The 18441-nt window shown below is 38.9% G+C and carries 14 protein-coding genes; 2 read left to right on the top strand and 12 right to left on the bottom strand.

All coding sequences use genetic code 11. The features are described 5' to 3' along the window. Positions 1-64 precede the first annotated feature (64 nt). The 7 genes from F1737_RS04625 to F1737_RS04595 all read right to left on the bottom strand — a co-directional run bounded on the left by F1737_RS04625 (position 65) and on the right by F1737_RS04595 (position 10137). A complete protein-coding gene (locus F1737_RS04625) occupies positions 65-2965 on the bottom strand; it encodes a type I restriction endonuclease subunit R (RefSeq protein WP_317137606.1) in 2901 nt (966 codons plus the stop codon). A gap of 112 nt (positions 2966-3077) precedes the next feature. Continuing rightward, positions 3078-3359: a hypothetical protein gene (locus F1737_RS04620; protein WP_317137605.1), complete on the bottom strand. Its 282-nt coding sequence runs from the start codon at positions 3357-3359 to the stop codon at positions 3078-3080. After that, positions 3356-4171: a hypothetical protein gene (locus F1737_RS04615; RefSeq protein ID WP_317137604.1), complete on the bottom strand. Its 816-nt coding sequence runs from the start codon at positions 4169-4171 to the stop codon at positions 3356-3358. Before F1737_RS04615 ends, F1737_RS04620 begins: the two co-directional genes overlap by 4 nt. A gap of 12 nt (positions 4172-4183) precedes the next feature. After that, entirely contained in the window at positions 4184-5929 is a 1746-nt protein-coding gene (locus tag F1737_RS04610) for a hypothetical protein (protein ID WP_317137603.1), read from the bottom strand. 4 nt (positions 5930-5933) lie between these two features. Beyond that, entirely contained in the window at positions 5934-7154 is a 1221-nt protein-coding gene (locus tag F1737_RS04605; RefSeq protein ID WP_317137602.1) for a restriction endonuclease subunit S, read from the bottom strand. After that, positions 7147-8634, bottom strand: a complete 1488-nt coding sequence (locus F1737_RS04600; RefSeq protein ID WP_317137601.1) for a type I restriction-modification system subunit M — start codon at positions 8632-8634, stop codon at positions 7147-7149. Before F1737_RS04600 ends, F1737_RS04605 begins: the two co-directional genes overlap by 8 nt. Then, positions 8635-10137, bottom strand: a complete 1503-nt coding sequence (locus F1737_RS04595) for a type I restriction-modification system subunit M (protein WP_317137600.1) — start codon at positions 10135-10137, stop codon at positions 8635-8637. 181 nt (positions 10138-10318) lie between these two features. On the opposite strand from F1737_RS04595, the gene F1737_RS04590 reads away from it, so the two are divergent. Next, positions 10319-11401 (top strand): endonuclease NucS domain-containing protein, encoded by a 1083-nt coding sequence (locus F1737_RS04590; RefSeq protein WP_317137599.1) that lies wholly within the window; start codon positions 10319-10321, stop codon positions 11399-11401. Positions 11402-11455: 54 nt separating this feature from the next. Here the strand turns inward: F1737_RS04590 and F1737_RS04585 are convergent, their stop codons facing one another. The 3 genes from F1737_RS04585 to F1737_RS04575 all read right to left on the bottom strand — a co-directional run bounded on the left by F1737_RS04585 (position 11456) and on the right by F1737_RS04575 (position 15907). Then, positions 11456-11620: a hypothetical protein gene (locus F1737_RS04585; protein WP_317137598.1), complete on the bottom strand. Its 165-nt coding sequence runs from the start codon at positions 11618-11620 to the stop codon at positions 11456-11458. Positions 11621-11961: 341 nt separating this feature from the next. Then, on the bottom strand, positions 11962-12804 hold the full coding sequence (locus F1737_RS04580; RefSeq protein WP_317137597.1) for a tyrosine-type recombinase/integrase: 843 nt from the start codon (positions 12802-12804) through the stop codon (positions 11962-11964). Between the two features lie 190 nt (positions 12805-12994). Next, positions 12995-15907, bottom strand: a complete 2913-nt coding sequence (locus F1737_RS04575) for a PGF-pre-PGF domain-containing protein (RefSeq protein WP_317137596.1) — start codon at positions 15905-15907, stop codon at positions 12995-12997. 472 nt (positions 15908-16379) lie between these two features. Here F1737_RS04575 and F1737_RS04570 point away from each other — a divergent pair, with 472 nt between their 5' ends. Then, positions 16380-16559, top strand: a complete 180-nt coding sequence (locus F1737_RS04570) for a DUF6293 family protein (protein WP_317137595.1) — start codon at positions 16380-16382, stop codon at positions 16557-16559. A 31-nt stretch (positions 16560-16590) separates the two neighbouring features. Here F1737_RS04570 and F1737_RS04565 read toward each other — a convergent pair whose 3' ends face one another. Beyond that, complete coding sequence (locus F1737_RS04565; RefSeq protein WP_317137594.1) at positions 16591-16767, bottom strand: hypothetical protein; 177 nt, start codon at positions 16765-16767, stop codon at positions 16591-16593. A gap of 341 nt (positions 16768-17108) precedes the next feature. Then, entirely contained in the window at positions 17109-18266 is a 1158-nt protein-coding gene (locus F1737_RS04560; protein WP_317137593.1) for a tyrosine-type recombinase/integrase, read from the bottom strand. Between the last annotated feature and the right edge of the window lie 175 nt (positions 18267-18441).

Below are 18441 nucleotides of genomic sequence, written 5' to 3'. Positions count from 1 at the left end.
TCGATCTGGGAAAATAAAGTACTTGTGGTTGAGGGGGGTTTATAGAAATCCTCTATAACATTTTTCAATAATACTGCCTGATATAGTCATACGCTTTATCAAACAGGTCCTGATCATTTTGAAGTTGGTATTTCCGGAGTTCACCACGAAGAGCTCTTTTAATTTCTCTTTCTCCGGGGTTGCTCTGCTGCCAACCATCAAATCTGACAACTCTTACAACCGAGTCGATGTCATTTACTATTCTTTCAATAATGACAGGTGTTTTGTCCGTTTTCGCATTTTCAAAAAGTTCTGTTAATGCCGCTTTGGCTTTCTTCTGTTCATCTTCAGGTTCGACTTCCTTTTCGGCTTTAACAACATCCTTTGCAATCTGAATTAATGCCTTTAAAAATTCAAGGCTGTCAATGAAGCCGTGTTCGTACCTCTCTTTAATTCCCTCAAGTTTTTCTCCGAGAGCGATAAAGACAGGATTGGAGGCATGTTTTCTGAGTCTCTTTATAATTCTTATTTCAAGTCTCTTTATCTTCTTTTCATCCTTTGTCTTCAGGAGGTCGGTGATAGTATCTTCATCGATTATTATCTCATCAAAATCGTCACTTATGCCTGTTACATGAACATTTTCGTTTATGAGTTCTATCGTTTTGGCACCGAGTTTTTGCCAGAGAAGTGCTCCTGCCATACTGACAGGTTTTACTGATTCATACACCTGGGTCAGCCACTTGTAATCTTCTTTGTATTGATTGAGGAATGTATCCGGGGATACTGCCTCCCAGAGTTTTGATAGATTCTGATAATCAGCTGCAAATGCATCTTTTCTCGCATTGTCTGGAATACATTCCTGTGCTGCAATAAGTCCCTCCCAACCACTTATATTCCTGTCAACGTCTTTGAAATATTTAAGACACTTTTCAATTGTCGGCGGGATTGCTGATTTTAGTGATTCGATATTTGTTACAATATTTCTCATCAGTTTTTCATCGAAAGCAAGGGCCTTTGCAACTTCATCAAATACACCGATATAATCAACCACAAGTCCAAATGATTTTTGCGTATATGGGCGGTTTATTCTGCATATTGCCTGAAGAAGAGTGTGATTTTTCATCAGTTTGTCCAGGTACATCGTCTGTAGAATAGGGGCATCGAATCCAGTCAGGAGTTTGGATGTCACAACCAGTATCTGCAGCGGGTCAAGGGGATCGCGGAATCTGTCAAGAAGTTTCTCCTCGTCATCTTTACTCCGGTCCCATCTGTTCTTCCATTCCTGTGGGTCCCCCCTGGATAATGTCATCACAATATCAGATGCTTCTTCTGGCAGCACCTTATCAAGAGCTTCCTTATAGCGGACGCAGGATTCCCTGTCGTAGCATACGACCATCGCCTTAAACCCGTTTGGCTCTACATGCTGTTTGTAGTGTAAAACGATATCTTCCGAGATTTTATCAATTCTTTCCTGGTTATGGAAGAAGTTGATTCTTCTTGCAGCTCTTTTTATCAGTTCGTGCTTTTCGTCTTCTTCAAGCTGATCGGTCAGTTCTTCAAAAGCACTATTGATCGATTCCTTCTCAATGTGATATTGTACAAGTCTTGGTTCAAAATGAAGCGGCAGTGTTGCTTTGTCTCTTAAGGCGTCTTCGGGGGAGTAAATACTGAGATATCCTTTCTCATCTTCGGCGGCTCCGAATGCCTTGAACGTATTCCGGTCAACCTCGTTTATCGGAGTTCCTGTAAGTCCGAAAAGGAATGCGTTTGGAAGTGCGTCTCTCATCTTTTGTCCGAGGTTTCCTTCCTGGGTCCTGTGTGCTTCATCACAGAGGAGAATGATATTTTCCCGTTCGTTCAATACTCCATCAGCTTCTCCGAATTTGTGAATCGTCGTGATAATTATCTTTCTGGTATCCTGGGAGAGTAGTTTCTGAAGCTCCTCGCGGGAGCCGGCCCCTACTGTATTGGGAATATCTGTGGTGTTGAATGTTGCATTGATCTGGCTGTCCAAGTCCTGTCTGTCAACGACGACAATTACAGTAGGGTTCTTTAAAACCGGATTCAGCCTTAGTTTTTGGGCAGCGAATACCATCAGGAATGACTTTCCTGAACCCTGGAAATGCCAGATGAGTCCTTTCTTAACCTTCCCGTCGGCAACCCTGTTCACAATTTTGTTGGCGCCGTCAAACTGCTGGTGTCGGCAGATAATTTTTATCTTCTGATTCTTTTTATCGGTTGCATATAGTGTGAAGTTCTTGAGAATATCGAGAACTATGGCAGGGCTCAGGAGGTTCATTGCAGTTTCAAATACGTCTGAGAGGGGTGAAGGGCCGACATCCTCTTCTTCTCTCCAGGGGGCCCACTTCTCAAGAGGGGTTCTCACTGATCCGTAATAGAAGGTTTTGCCTTCTGTACCAAATGAGAATACATTCGGGACAAATAGAGCAGGGACGTTTCTTTCATAATCATTGTGTATCTGTTCGCCGGCATCGAGCCAGCTTATAGAAGGTCTTGTTGCGGTTTTGCATTCTCCGATGATGAGTGGGATTCCATTTACAAGAAGGACGTTGTCTGCTCTTTTGGGAACTGCTCCGGTAAATGATAATTCTGTTGTGGTGATGAAGCTGTTATTTCCGGGATTTTCAAAGTCGATTATTTTTACAGGAACATGCCGGTAGTTTTCCCCGAAAGGCATCGAAAGACCACCACAGATTATATCTGCGAATCGTTCGTTCGACCGGACAAGTCCTTCGCTCTGAACGCTTAGAAGAATGGTTCTGAGTTTGTAGATTACTTCATCTGCACGATCAGGCTGTTCGGCAATTTCAGGATTTAAATCAATTAATGCCTGTTTTAAGTAAGGCTCAACTATTACCTCAGTCTGATCTCTTGGTAGATTTATGGCAGGGACATATTTCCAGCCGATCTTTTGAAGATGATCCCTTATCCCGTCCCTGACTGTATTTGCTTCATCGAATCCCATGTGTTTTTCATCCCGGATTATTGAATAAGAATAAATTAATTTGGTAATTGAGAGTTATTTTGAGGATAGATAATCATTTTGATTTTTTTTGTTTATTGAACAACAGGATCATCTACCTTTGAAATATTGCCATAAATCCAATAATAGAGACTGCTCCACCGACTCCAAACAACATGTCAATTGCAATTCTTACTATGCCAATTGTAGATTCTTGTGTTTCTTTCCATTGTCCTTCAACCGGACAAGCATTTACGAGAGCATCGGCAATCTCAGGAAAGAGTGCCTGTGTAATAACAGTCTGTATAATATCGCCTACGATAAATCCAACAACCAATCCAATAGCGGCAGGAAGAAGAATTTCCATATCAAAAATAGCATAATCGTTTCTTTTCATGTTACCTGACTAAAAAATTCTTTTAATTCATAGATCTTCTTACAGCAGGGAATAAACAGCTGCAAATTAACATAGCATTGTTCCCTGTTGAGAACCTTTCCGCTTGGGTGGCCTGATTCATTGCGATAGTTGCGGATAAGAGATACTATCATATCGAGATTGGTATCCAGATCTTCCTTAATTTCTGAAGGGAGAACTCTTTGAATTTCCTTCAGTTTATTCTTAAATTTATTATATCTCCTGAGAAGAGTCTTTTCTTCAGATACCTTTGAGAAATGATCTTTATAATCCGCATTTCCCTCAATAACCTGATAGAGATTATTGAGTGAATATTCAAGTGCCACTCCGAGCATCACAGAAGAAGAAAGATAGCATCCGACCATAAACGTCTGCATGGCCTCTTTGAGATAGAAGAGTGTCAGTTCATCGATATCAGGGATGGCTGCAAGGATGATGTTTTCATAGCTTGAAAGGTCATGGAAGAAGTATGGATCTTCATCGTCAAGCACCTTCTTTCCGTATGAAGACAACCGGAACCAGGGATAACCCTGTCCCGGGCTATGTTTGCTCCCAAGCGTAATTATTCCCTGCCGGAAGAGGTCCCAAAAGACTTCCTGAACATATAGATCGTCTTGTTTTGAGAAAGAGAATGGTTCATTATTATCAGTTATTCTATCATCTTGCCATTTTCTAAGAACTTTAGCAATATTTTCACGAAAATGATTATATTGGTTATTTGTATAATGTTCTTCTTCCCGCCCTGCAAGTATTTCTATGGCCGCTTTTCTGATTTCTTCGTATGAGTGATCCATCCTTATACCTATTTATGAATCCAGAGTCCAGTTGCCTTCGATGTATTGATACTGATTTATTATTGAGACTCTCTGCTCATATCCTGTTGTTAAATCAACAGAAGGAGCTTTTTCAACATCAATATCGGTAATCATTATTCTTTCATCATCAAATTTTAGGATTAAATATTTCACATCTTTATCTCCACGAAATCCTTCATTCTGGAAATTTTCTAGTACTGAATCATGTTCTTTACATATTATTGAAGATCTACCATATTTGGAGGATTCATCCAGGTAGGATCTATTAACACGGATTATTGTAACATCAGAATCCTTACAATCCAGATTAGAATTCTCTTCAAATCTCTTTATACTCTTATCATAACATGGATTGATGATGAAATCAACAGAATATTTACTATTGTTTATCACATGTCTGCTGTATTTTGAATAATCAATGCAATTTAAAACTGAAAAATTGCCAAATCTGGTCTGAAAAACATATAATATTTTACCCGGTATCATTTTTCGATCTTTTTTGGGTGATTTTTCAGAAGTTGAAGGTTGACATTTTGCATAAGGAGGTTCAATCAGTTCCCCTTCAATAATTATCGGGCACAGATTTTGTGCATTTTCGTAATAACTACCTCCAATAATTATCATTTCATTATAATCGGAAATCATTTCATCAATCCACTCTTTATTGAAACTTAATTCCGGAAAACAAATAACATTGATTTGATTCTCTTTAGCGATTGATAGTGCGGAGAACACTTTATCCTTTATTACTTTTTCATTTTCAAGAAAATATCCAAATGGTTCTGATTGAGGATTCAGAGAAACAGAATAATCTAATTGAACAAGGGCGAATCTTACAATATTTTTTGTTTCACGAGTACCTCGGTCAATCAATCTTATGGTTGGATTTGATTCAGACTGAAATTGCTTAATTTCATCTTTTATTGCATTTAATGAATCACGAATATTTTCAAAATAGACATAAATATTCTCAAGAATTTGATAATGAATTCGGTTAAATAAGACATTTATATATCTACAATAATTGTCATTTTGATAATCTACAGGATCAATGCTGCTATAAATGTCATATTCAATATCCATATACTCTCTTATGAGAATTGGACTTTTTAAGTAATTAGTAAGGCCCAAAACAATGTTTGTGCACAATATGACATCATTCTCACTTTCTTCGATCTCACCATTAACCAAAATTCTACGATTAGCTCTATTAGTTGATCCCCATACTTTATATGAAAATAAAATCGATGGTGCAATGATATCTTTCTCTTTTAACCAAAGGATGTAATCAAGCAAAGCCTCGATTTCTTTTTTATGCTCATCTGAAAAATTTTTAATTTCATTAATTAACTCAGAATAATTTTTAGCTACAGATTTATTCTTTAGTTTCTCAATATCCTCTTTAATTTTTTGGAGATATTTTAATGCTTGTTCTGTCCTTGACTCAAGTTCATCAATATCATCCTCTTTTTGATAAATCCACCAATGAATTTCATCACCGAGAACTTCCTTTCCAAATTCTGTAAAATTAGATTCATTTTTAAAAGAATTTTTAATGAAATCTAGGTCATTACAATCTTTTGGTTCAAATTGCTCATATTTTGGATATACTTCCTGTATAATAGCTTTATTGTCTAATTCAATCTCAGATTTTAAGATATGCCAATGAATTTCACCCAACTTCAGAGAAGCACCAGAATATAAAATCTCATGCTCCTTGAGCTCCTCTTCAAACATTTATTCACTCCAAGTGTGGCGAAAGCAACTCATTAATCAGCTTCATCTTCAAAGCCTTCGTTGATTCAATCGTCTCACGGGCGGCGGCGATGGTCTCGTCAATCTGTGTAAGTATAGCAGCGATTTGTTTTTGTTCGTTTACTGAAGGCACTGGAATGTGAACATTACTTAATAATGCAGTATTAATTGAGGCCATTATTCCTCCGACAGCTACTTTTTTCATATATCCTTTAAAATCCTCATGTTTAAAATAGTTGGTTAAAAATCTAGGAGTTATTTTATCTTGATTTGGTCTAACTCTCAGTAATCGACCAGAAAATAACCAACCCTCTTCTCTTTTTGAGACTAAACAATTTCGATCAACAGAGCCTACACGGCTGAAAACAATATCTCCTTCTTTTAGAATATATTGAAATAAACGATTTTTATCTTCATCTGAAACAAATGGGAGATTGTTATTTGTTATACCATATTTCCCCAGATGTTCAACAGTAATTATGGGTGTTCCAGAATTAACATAATCACTTTGATGCAATTGCGCTCCAAAAGGTCCTGTTTTTATTGAACTAATTTCAGATAATTTTTTTATTTCCCATTCAACTGGAACCACCCCAACCTTCTTATCCTCTTTAAACTCCGTATGCCCAATTCCTTTATGAAAAAGCTCCCGCATCATAAGCTGTTTATAATGCTCAGCCTCTGCAAGGAACTGCTCATTTTTAACTATAACATCCTCCGCTGCCCAGAGAATATCAGCAATCCGGCGCTGTTCTTCTTTTGATGGAAGATAAAATTCAAAATTTGCTAAGTCACGCCACTTTGCTCTTTTTGACATTCCACCGGCTGAATGAGCATTTGTATAATCCCACAATTCAGACGAATTCAGAATTAATGGGAGATAACCATCAACAAGAAGCTCAGGATTGAAACGTAAAACGTACGCATCTCCGGAGCATACTCCATCAAAATTTGCCATTGAAGCACGTTTTAAGTAAGTATTTCTCCTACCAAAAAGAATATCGCCTTTTTTAAAGAGCTTCATTGATGAAGTTACATCTTCAGTGCTGCCCCAATTACGAATAGTAAAATCCCCGGATGTTAGGTGATCAAGACCCACGAAACATTCATATCCAGACTCAGATGGATTAGCAACTCTATCATTAATATCAAATGCAACATCACCTAATTTTACTGAAGTCCAGTTATCACAATTTAATTCATTCATGCATCCCAACCTCCTTAAGTATGCTAATTAGATCTTCAATTGATGCACCAAAATCCTCACATTTTTCATCCCATTCTGCGATGAGTTCATTTAAAGAAATTTCCTCTTCAGATTCATTTCCATTAAGAGGTTTAACATACATTTGAACACTCAAATTTCCATTTTGAGCAAGAATTTCCTCATTTTTCATGACTTTTGAAAAGCCATCAATATCTTCATATCTTTGATAACCATTAAGTATCCTTTTGCGGTGGTGAGATTCAATAAAACTCTGCGTTTTGGATTTAGTCACCTCTTTTTGAGCATCAATGAATATTACTTTTCCCTGTCTTTTCTTTGGTTTCTGAGTTTTACAGATAACAACACATGAAAACATCGGAGAATTATAAAACAGATTAGGGCCAAGTCCCAGGACACATTCAATCAGATCAGCTTCAATGAGTTTCTTTCTCATCTCCTTTTCGGCGTCCCGGAACAGAACTCCGTGAGGAAACAGGATTGCACACCGGCCCGTCTCCGGGTCCATGCTTTTTATGATGTGCTGGAAGAATGCGTAATCAGCACGGCCCTGGGGAGGAACACCAAACATATTCCGGCCCCATTTATCACTTGAAAAAGCTTCACGATTCCATTTTGAAATTGAATAAGGAGGATTTGCAAGAACCATATCAAATGTCTTTAAGCAGTCATTCTCAACAAAGGCAGGATTTGAAAGGGTATCTCCACGGATAATCTTAAAATCATCAATTCCATGCAAAAACATATTCATACGGCCAATAGAGGATGTTATCAGGTTAATCTCCTGACCGTAAAGTTTCAGGGTCCGGTAATCTCCGCCTTCCTCCTTCACCTGCAGGGCGGCGACAAGGAGCATTCCCGCACTACCGCAGGTCGGATCGTAGATCGATTCTCCCTCTTTCGGTTTGAGCATCTGCGTCATCAGCCGCACAAGGGTTCTGTTGGTGTAGAACTCCGCTGCCGTATGCCCGGAATCATCCGCGAACTTCTTGATCAGGTACTCGTAACCCTGGCCTAGTTCGTCCTGGGGGACTCTCTCGATCGATAATGTCTGCGAGGAAAAATGCTCAATCAGTTCGCGAAGGGTAGCATCGGATAAGAAATTCTTGTTTGTCCACGTAGTATCGCCAAAGATACCCTGGAGTTGTTCCCTGTTTGCTTCTTCAATCGAACGCATCGCATGCTGAATAGATAAACCGACATTCTCCGTAACGGCCCTTACATCATCCCAGTGCGACCCTTCAGGCACAGTGAAACGGTGGTCTTCCGGGAAAACTTCTCCGACTTCCTCTATTGCCTTCTCTGTTTCTTCATCATAGCAGTCACAAATACGCTTGAAATAAAGAAGCGGGAAGATATACTGTTTGTAATCCGATGCATCAATATATCCTCTGAGAAGAACTGCCGCTCCCCATAGATATTTTTCAAGTTCGTTCTGTGAGATGTGTCTGTTGTCGGCCACTTAGATCACCTTGTATTCGGACAGGAGCTCTTTCAGGTGTTTCTCTGCTTTCGTGCAATCCGCAGCCGCTGATTTAAGGCGTGAAAGGCCCTCTTCAACAGTCATTGGATCTTCCTCAATCACAGGCTCGACATACAAAGAGATGTTGAGATTGAAATCCTCCTCTGCAATATCATCAAAAGATGCGACCTTTACCGCTCCTTCAACATCTTTGTATTCTTCATACCAGGAATAGATCTGATCGACATTTTGTTCAAGAAGCTCGTTCTGGTTTCTGCCCTGCTTAAACTCCCCGGAAGCATCGATAAAGAGAACCTTGTTCTTCAGTCCTTCAGGCTTTTCTGCTCTGAAAATCAGGATACAGGCTGCAAGGGTTGTTCCATAGAAAAGGTTAGGCCCAAGACCGATAACAGCCTCAAGGAGATCCATCTCGATAAGCTTTTTGCGGATCTTTCCCTCGGCGCCCTTCCTGAATAATACGCCCTGTGGAAGAACGATGGCCATCCTTCCGGTTTCGTCTTCCATTGAGGTGATCATATGCTGAACCCAGGCATAATCTCCATAACTTTTTGGGGGAATTCCGCCGATGTTCCTGCCGTAAGGATCGTGCTCCCATACCTCTTCGCCCCATTTCTTTAATGAAAAAGGAGGATTGGCAATAACACAGGAGAATTTTTTAAGGCTACCAGCCTCATCGAAAAACGCCGGATTTCTAAGGGTATCTCCCCTGATAATCTGGAAGTCCTCTCTCCCGTGTAGAATAAGATTCATCCGGGCAATGGAGGATGTAGTCATGTTTTTTTCCTGCCCGTAAAGATGAAGCAGGTTTATATTTCCGCCATGATGCTGGATATAATTCAGTGCCTCAAGAAGCATTCCGGCGGTTCCCGCAGCAGGGTCATATACGCTCTCCTTTTCCTGCGGTTTTAAAATCCTCATCATAAGGGAGATTACTTTTCTCGGGGTGTAGAACTCTCCTGCTGCCTTATTGGATTCATCTGCAAATTTCTTTATCAGGTATTCATATGCTCTTCCGGCAATATCCGGTTCTACATTGGAATTTGAGAGGTTATGTTGAGAAAAGTGCTCTATCAAATCGTTTAGAAGTTCATCCGGAAGACGATCCTTATTTGCCCATTGTGCATCGCCAAAGATCTGATTAAGAGTTTTGTAATTTTCTTTCTCTATACATTGCATTCCTTTTAGGAGAGCGGTACCGACATTCTCTGTGTGCGTCCGGATATCATTCCAGTGGCATCCTTCAGGAATAAAAAATCTGAAGTTTTCTCTGAAATATGCCTCTTCTATATCACCATCTGCTTCCTGAAGAGCAATCTGGAATTCTTCGTCAAAAACATCACAGATTCTTTTATAGAATAAAAGCGGGAAAATATAGGTCTTAAAATCAGCTGCATCAATGACCCCTCTTAGCAGGTTTGCACCTTCAAAAAGCCAGGATTCAAGTTCTGAAATGGATATTTTTTCTTCTTTGATTGTATTCAAATTCTCTGCCCCATGGTTATAATAAAGAGTTGATTTTTGGTGTTTAAAATTGATCTTAATTGCTTCGAAAAAATGATTTAATAAAAAATATGATCAAAATTTAAATATAAAAAAACAAAATTTTTGCTATTTAAAGGATTAAATCAAAAACAATAAATATCATTTTTTTAATGTGATATTTATGCCGATAGAAGTTGGTCTTTGGAATATCACTTCTAATAATATAAGTAAAATCGAGTATTCATCAATTGATTCAGAAAAAAGACTTGAAGATGTTTTAAGCAGTAATATCTCGATACTTGATGATAACCTGCTCATAATTGGAAGGCAAACTCCTACAATTTTCGGGAAATATATTGATTTATTAGGAATTGATCCCGAGGGAAAAATTACTATTGTTGAATTAAAGAAGAACAAAACATCAAGAGAGGTCATTTCTCAAGTTTTGGATTATGCATCTTGGATTAAAGATCTCTCATATGATGAGATAAAAAATATCTGCAAAGATTATCGCAAAGAGGATTTTGAATCACTTTTTGCTCAAAAGTTTGGGATCTCTCCTCCGGAAAAAATAAATCAAGAGCACGACATGATAATTGTATGTTCTGAACTTGATAATGAAACTGAAAGAATACTAAACTATCTTTCTAATAATTATAGTGTTCCAATAAATGCTGTATTTTTTAGATTTTTTTCAGATTCAAATTCAGAATACCTTTCAAGAAGCTGGCTCATTGATCCCATTGAAGCAGAAGAAAAAATTTGCAAATCAGGAATACAAAATAAGGGAGAAACTTGGAACGGAAAAGATTTTGTTGTAAATATCGATTCGTATGATGGAATATCAATCTGGGAAGATGCACAAAAATATGGTTATATCACAGCTGGAGGCGGTGCTTGGCATATCAAATCCCTAAAAAATCTATTTGTTGGAGCTCGCATATTTGCTATGATTCCAAAAAAGGGATATGTTGGTGTCGGAAAGGTTATTGCAGAAAGTATCCCTATAAAGGATTTTAAAATCAACAAAGGGGATAAAGAAGTTTCAATATTGGATATACCTCTAAAATGTGAAGGAATTAAAAAGAATTCAGAAAATTTGGAAATTTGTACATATCTTGTCCGTGTAGAATGGCTTAGAAAAAATCAGGAGAATATGGCTTATTGGGAAACAGGTCTTAGAGGAAATCAAAATAGTGCTTTTAAATTGAAAAATAAGTTTACACTTGATAAATTAATAAAACATTTCAAATTAGAGGATTAATTGATCAAATAAGCTCTTAAAACCCAAAGAGATTGGAAAAATCCTCTTTTATAATTAAGATAACGAATCACAACTTTCACCCCCACCTTCAAATGAATTATTCATACTATAATCAAGAATCAGTTCACCTTTCTGAATCAGGTATTTGGCAAATGCCTTCTCAACCAAAGGAAGCCTTTCAAGGATCTCACGATCTATTCTTGGAGTAGCTTTCTTCATTGCATCAGCCTCTGGGATACAAATTGGGATTCTAATACTTTGCCAATGTATAATGTGTCAGTTAATGTAAATCCAATATTGTATATTATATAATTCAATGTAAATAATTTTGCCATAAATAACCATTAGAGAGATCTGGTATATATAATTTTACCTTTTTGATATATAAATTAAAAAATATATTTAAATTTTAACGTTAATTTTTGAAAAGTGCGGAAAATCTCAGATATTCATCAGATTTAAATCAGGAGAATAAATTATAATAAATAGTTTATATTATAGATCTACAAAAAATATAAATTCTCCTTCGGGCGCTTACGATTTAAACAAATTTAAAAAAATTAGGCTGAGGAGAACTGCTGAATAATCCTTCCAAGTTCTTCTGGATTCTCTCTGGCCTTTGCTGTTATTGCCTGCTGGATAAATGACATGACCTCCTCCATTTCAAGTGCAGTTTTATCATTCAATGCCAGACCGCATTTTCTGCAGAATTTTGTGCTAAATCCATTTACAGCATAACACCTGGGACATTGGATCGCTTCAAGTAAAACCTCATCTTTCCTCTCCGGCGGCTTAATACCTTCATAATGATAGAATGTATCATCCATATACTTGTCATCAAGGTGAAGATATGTTGCAAGCTGGTCTGTTGTAATCGTACCCCAGCACATCTTCTTTATGTAACTCTCAGGATAACCGGCCTGAACAAGATGCGTAATTCTTGAATGCCGAAACGTGTGAGTTGTAACATTATGTTTTATTTCAGCTCTTTCTACAAGAATTTTAATTTGCTTGCGCAGACCTGCATATGTTAACGATTTATGTACAGGTCTTTCAGGATCCCTTTCTCCGGGTTTTTCTTTTGGACTATTGTTGACAAAAGTTAGAAAAACCGGCATTTCAGGAGTTATCTCATACGGATAGTCATCCTTCCAGCTCGCAAGATAGTTAGTACTGTTTGCAAGGAGAATACGCCTTGCAATTCCAGTCTTGAATTTAGTATTTACCACAAGTCCGGTATCCCTGAACTCGACATCACCCCAGGTTAATTCTCCAATCTCTCCACTCCGGAATGCTCCTTCGTACATCACTGAGATCAATGCACGATCCCTGCTGTTTTTGCAGGCATTTATAATGGCCATAACCTCCCGATGTTTTAAAATATCAGCAACGGTTTTTGTCATCTTATCCTTTGCCGGAGGATCCTTCTGAGTTTCTTTTGATTACAGGTTTTTTCGTGCGGCATCTGTATACTGACAACTAATAACCAGAGTTTTATTAACTTTAGTTACTGAATCCTCTTTTCAGGTAAATGCCCGGATAAAAATAAAAATGAAAAATAAAAAATTGATTTATCTGCTTATAAAATACGAATTAAAGTTTCTTATCCCACCATTCAGGATATTTGCTCTTCTGCCTTCTCTGCCACAATCTGGCTCCGATAATTATCAGCAGAATTACCACAATGCCCAGAATGACAGGCATCAATAATGAGGACTGATTCTCTGCCACCGGTACAGGTGCTTCTGTCTGAACAGACAGGGTGGTTGCAACAGGTGTTAATATTTCAGTTGCGGCAGGGGCCTGTGTTTTCTCTGCTTCCGCTTCAGGAATCACTGTCGCACCCTCCTCAATTCCTATCGCAAACCATGAAAATGAAGGGGTTTCTGCACTGTAATAGTAATACCCGCCTTGCTCTTTGACAAACACTGTCGGAAGGGCGGCCCATACGCCGTCTTTGTAGTGGAGCATGACAACATCACCCAATGTATAGCCTTTGTCTGAAAGCCAGCTCTTTGTTACCTTAAACTCAAAGACTCCGCCTGAGACATCAGATTCACCGGCATGGTATGTCTTAACCTCCTCGTACTCGTAGACATCTGTGTCAGGGGCATTTGCTATCGATGAGGGAAGATAGCTCTGTTTCTTTACAGTCACCATCAGGTTTGGTGTATCCTCATTTACCTTCACTGAGAGTTCGTTGACTGCACCTTTGCCCTCAAAGCCGAATGAGGCAGTATCTCCGGCTTTCAGGTTATTTGATGATCCAACTCCTGTATCAGTGTTTGAGCCTCCGCCGCCCGAAGTTGATGCTGCCGGTGCAGGAAAAGCTCCCACTCTATATGCATCTGCGAATGTAACCATACCCCCATCAGCATTTGTTATCACAATATCCCATAATCCTGCAGCAGCTCCGTTGAGATCTAAAGTGCAGTCGATCTGTGTAGTGCCTGTAAGTGTCTCGCCTGTTGCCGCAATTTCGGCACCTGCATCGTTTACAATCTTAACCTGCACTCCGGGGGCAAAATCAGTTCCGGTTATCCGAATGGCAGTTAAAGTATAAACAGATGTGAAAGACGGCAACTGCGATGTTCCGAATATATACGCGGCACCGGAATCACTACCTGCACCTCCCACAGTATCATTCCCAGGTGCCCCCACAATGGCAGAATCACCACTGATGGAAACAGAATTCCCAAACTCATCCCAATATGCAATATATTCTGTTGACTGGAATTTCTTAACAAGACCCCAGTTGTCTGCTCCACCACTGTCCTTTTGGAAGATATATGCGGCACCGGCATAACTGCCCGCAGCATCATTCCCAAGTGCCCCCACAATGGCAGAATCACCACTGATGGAAACAGAAGCCCCAAAATAATCACCCGCTGCAATGTATTCTGTCGAATTAAACCTTTGAATCAGTCCCCAATTGTCTGCTCCACCACTGTCCTTTTGGAAAATATAAACGGCACCGGCACCACTGCCCGCAGTATCATTATCATATGCCCCCACAATGGCATAATCGCCGCTGATGGAGACAGAATACCCAAAATAATCACCCGCTGCAATGTATTCTGTCGAATTAAGCCTTTTTACCAGTCCCCAGTTGTCTGCTCCACCACTGTCCTTTTGGAAGATATACGCGGCACCGGCAACATTTCCTCCACCTGCAGTCTTATTCAGTTTTGCCCCCACAATGGCATAATCGCCGCTTACAGAGACGGAATGCCCAAACTCATCCCCTGCAGCAATATACTCTGTTGAATTGAGCCTTTTTACCAGTCCCCAGTTGTCTGCTCCACCACTGTCCTTTTGGAAGATATAAGCGGCACCGGCAACATTTCCTCCACCTGCAGTCTTATTCAGATGTGCCCCCACAATGGCATAATCGCCGCTTACAGAGACAGAATGCCCAAACTCATCCCCTGCAGCAATATACTCTGTTGAGTTGAGCCTTTGAACCAGTCCCCAGTTGTCTGCTCCACCACTGTCCTTTTGGAAGATATACGCGGCACCGGCACCACTGCCCGCAGTATCATTATCATATGCCCCCACAATGGCATAATCGCCGTTTAAAGAAACAGAAATCCCAAAATTATCCCCCACTGCAATGTATTCTTTTGAATTGAGCCTTTGAACAAGACCCCAGTTGTCTGCTCCACCACTGTCCTTTTGGAAGATATACGCGGCACCGGCACCACTGCCCGCAGCATCATTCCCATATGCCCCTACAATGGAATAATCACCGCTGATGGAGACAGAATACCCAAACTTATCCCCTGCTGCAATATAATCGGAAGACTGCAGCTTTTCTACCTTTCCAAAAATGGGATCGATTGCCACCGGATAGACTGCACCGGCATCATCGATCTCCCAGTAAATTGCATCTCCTGAGAATCCAAACCATGAATTAAGAACTCTGCCTTCTGCATCGGTTGCGCAGATTCCGCCGTAGCTGAAAACAGGACCGTTTTTATCAGAGAAGCAGATGCTCTGCCCGTCAGCAGATAATGATGGTATAAAATCTCCTGCGATATCAAATCCGGCAACAAGTTCTCCTGTTCCGGGGGGAGAATGCAGAACATCCATCCCGTGCTCAATACCTTCATCACTGTTGATATACCACTCGGAAAAGCCGTTATTAAAAGATCTTATCTCATTTCCACTTACGGCAAGACGCCCGGGCCCGGGTGAAAATAGTTTTTCATACCGCCCGATCTCCTTTAAAGTGAATGAAAAATAGCCCATTTCAGACTCAAATAAGAATTTACCAGAACCGTCAGTTGAAAGCAGAAGTCCGTCGGCGCTGCAATAAGTGCTCCATCGCCCTGTGTCTTCATCATATATGAATGAAGAGGAGGAGACAGGTTTGTTTTCATCTCCAAAATCAAAAAGAGACGGCATTTCGCTGATATCAGGCAGATTTAAAACCAATGCGGATGCAGGAGCAGAAGCTGCAACTGCAGATATAATCAGAAACAACAACCAGAATTTTTTAAGCATGCAATATCCCAAGTATAATCCAAAAAATGAGGCCATTTTATGAATTTATTTTGGTTATATTTTTTTTATATTTATCAATGCCGGATTTAATAAATTAGGACTTACGCACTTCAACAAAAAAAAATCAAATTGAATATTTTGGATAATTCATATAATTAGCAACTTCATCCCTATGAATTCCCATTTTGGTTTCAAACCAGCTCTTTCCTTTTTAAATCCTATTGATTTCCAGTCTCAAATAGACTCTTAAAGAAAACTGTATATGATATCTTTGTGAAACTTCCTTTCTGGACTGACATTTATCCACTCCCCAGAATTGCTTTAAAGCTCTATGATAATTTTCAATTTTCCATGCTACTTTGTTCATTTTGTCCCTTCCTTACGGTTTCATATCGACTAGATCTGTTGCCCAGAATTGAGGAGCCTGATCCTTGAATTTTACAAAAATCCTGATGAATCCATATGCTTTTAGATGTACAATCATAAACGAGCAGTTCAGAGCCGCCAGCTGATGCGCCTTGATAAGACAATTCTTACCAGACTAGAAAAGGATGGATTTATAAAAAGAGAAAAACAGGGCAGGAATATTCTTGTATCTTTGACAGAGACAGGCCTTTATGCAGCATGCGCAAGCGGGCTATATAAAAAATAATTCTTTTTGTGTATTATTACATTTTTCAATTTTACTGAGAGTTAATGCACATAGAGGATGAGTTATCACCCCCACCTTCAAAAGAATTATTCCTGCTAAAATCGAGAATCAGCTCCCCTTTCTGAATAAGGTATTTGGCAAAAGCCTTCTCAACCAGAGGAAGCCTTTCAAGAATCTCACGATCTATTCTTGGGATGGCTTTCTTCATTGTATCAACCTCCAGGATACAATGCGGAATTGTGATACTCTACCAATGTATAATGTGTCAGTTAATGTAAAACTAAAGTTTTCCATAATATAATCAAGCATGAATATTAATTTCATAAATAAATGTTGAAAATTTCTGATATATATAATTTTACCTAATTTGATAAATAATTCAAAAAATATAATTGAAAGTTAACGTTAATTTTTGAAAAGTGCGGAAAATATTAGATATCTACATGATCAATACAAGAAGAATTAATTATAATATTTTATTTATATTGCCGATTTACAAAAATTAAAGATAATCCTTTAGACGCTTCAAATTAAAAAAATTTAAAAAAATTAGGCTGAGGAGAACTGCTGAATAATCCTTCCAAGTTCTTCTGGATTCTCTCTGGCCTTTGCTGTTATTGCCTGCTGGATAAATGACATGACCTCCTCCATTTCAAGTGCAGTTTTATCATTCAATGCCAGACCGCATTTTCTGCAGAATTTTGTGCTAAATCCATTTACAGCATAACACCTGGGACATTGGATCGCTTCAAGTAAAACCTCATCTTTCCTCTCCGGCGGCTTAATACCTTCATAATGATAGAATGTATCATCCATATACTTGTCATCAAGGTGAAGATATGTTGCAAGCTGGTCTGTTGTAATCGTACCCCAGCACATCTTCTTTATGTAACTCTCAGGATAACCGGCCTGAACAAGGTGCGTAATTCTTGAATGCCGAAACGTGTGAGTTGTAACATTATGTTTTATTTCAGCTCTTTCTACAAGAATTTTAATTTGCTTGCGCAGACCTGCATATGTTAACGATTTATGTACAGGTCTTTCAGGATCCCTTTCTCCGGGTTTTTCTTTTGGACTATTGTTGACAAAAGTTAGAAAAACCGGCATTTCAGGGGTTATCTCATACGGATAGTCATCCTTCCAGCTCGCAAGATAGTTAGTACTGTTTGCAAGGAGAATACGCCTTGCAATTCCAGTCTTGAATTTAGTATTTACCACAAGTCCGGTATCCCTGAACTCGACATCACCCCAGGTTAATTCTCCAATCTCTCCACTCCGGAATGCTCCTTCGTACATCACTGAGATCAATGCACGATCCCTGCTGTTTTTGCAGGCATTTATAATGGCCATAACCTCCCGATGTTTTAAAATATCATTAACGGTTTTTGTCATCTTGTCCTTTCCCGGAGGATTTATTCTTCTTAATTTTTTCTCAGGGATGTCAACAATCTCCTCTTCCTCCAACCAGAGATAAAATCTTTTTATGAAACCAATATGATCACGAAGTGTGTTCTGCTTGTATGAAGTGCCTTTTTCTGTCTTCCTTGATTTCATCTCATCTATGGCAAGGCTTAAGTCAGCATATGTACTGTCTCTAAATTCCCCAATATAATCCCGCCAGAGAAAAAGAGACCGTGCAATTTTGATCTTTCTCTGTGTGGAAATATGAAGCTCATTTGATTTTTCTGCGAGGAAAGTTTCAATCAATTTTCTATCATCACTTGAGATTCGGCCACTGTTTTCAGCTTCCCTATACGCCCTTTTAAGATTAGATAAAGCTTTCTCTTCAGAGGTATGAAATGCCCTTTTAATTTTTATAACATTGTTTTTATTTTTCATAAAATTATTGTACTTTGAACAATATATAAATCTTATGGAGCTC

The sequence above is a fragment of the Methanoplanus sp. FWC-SCC4 genome, assembly GCF_032878975.1.
Taxonomy (GTDB): domain Archaea; phylum Halobacteriota; class Methanomicrobia; order Methanomicrobiales; family Methanomicrobiaceae; genus Methanochimaera; species Methanochimaera problematica.
This window is presented reverse-complemented; position numbering and strand designations above follow the sequence as displayed.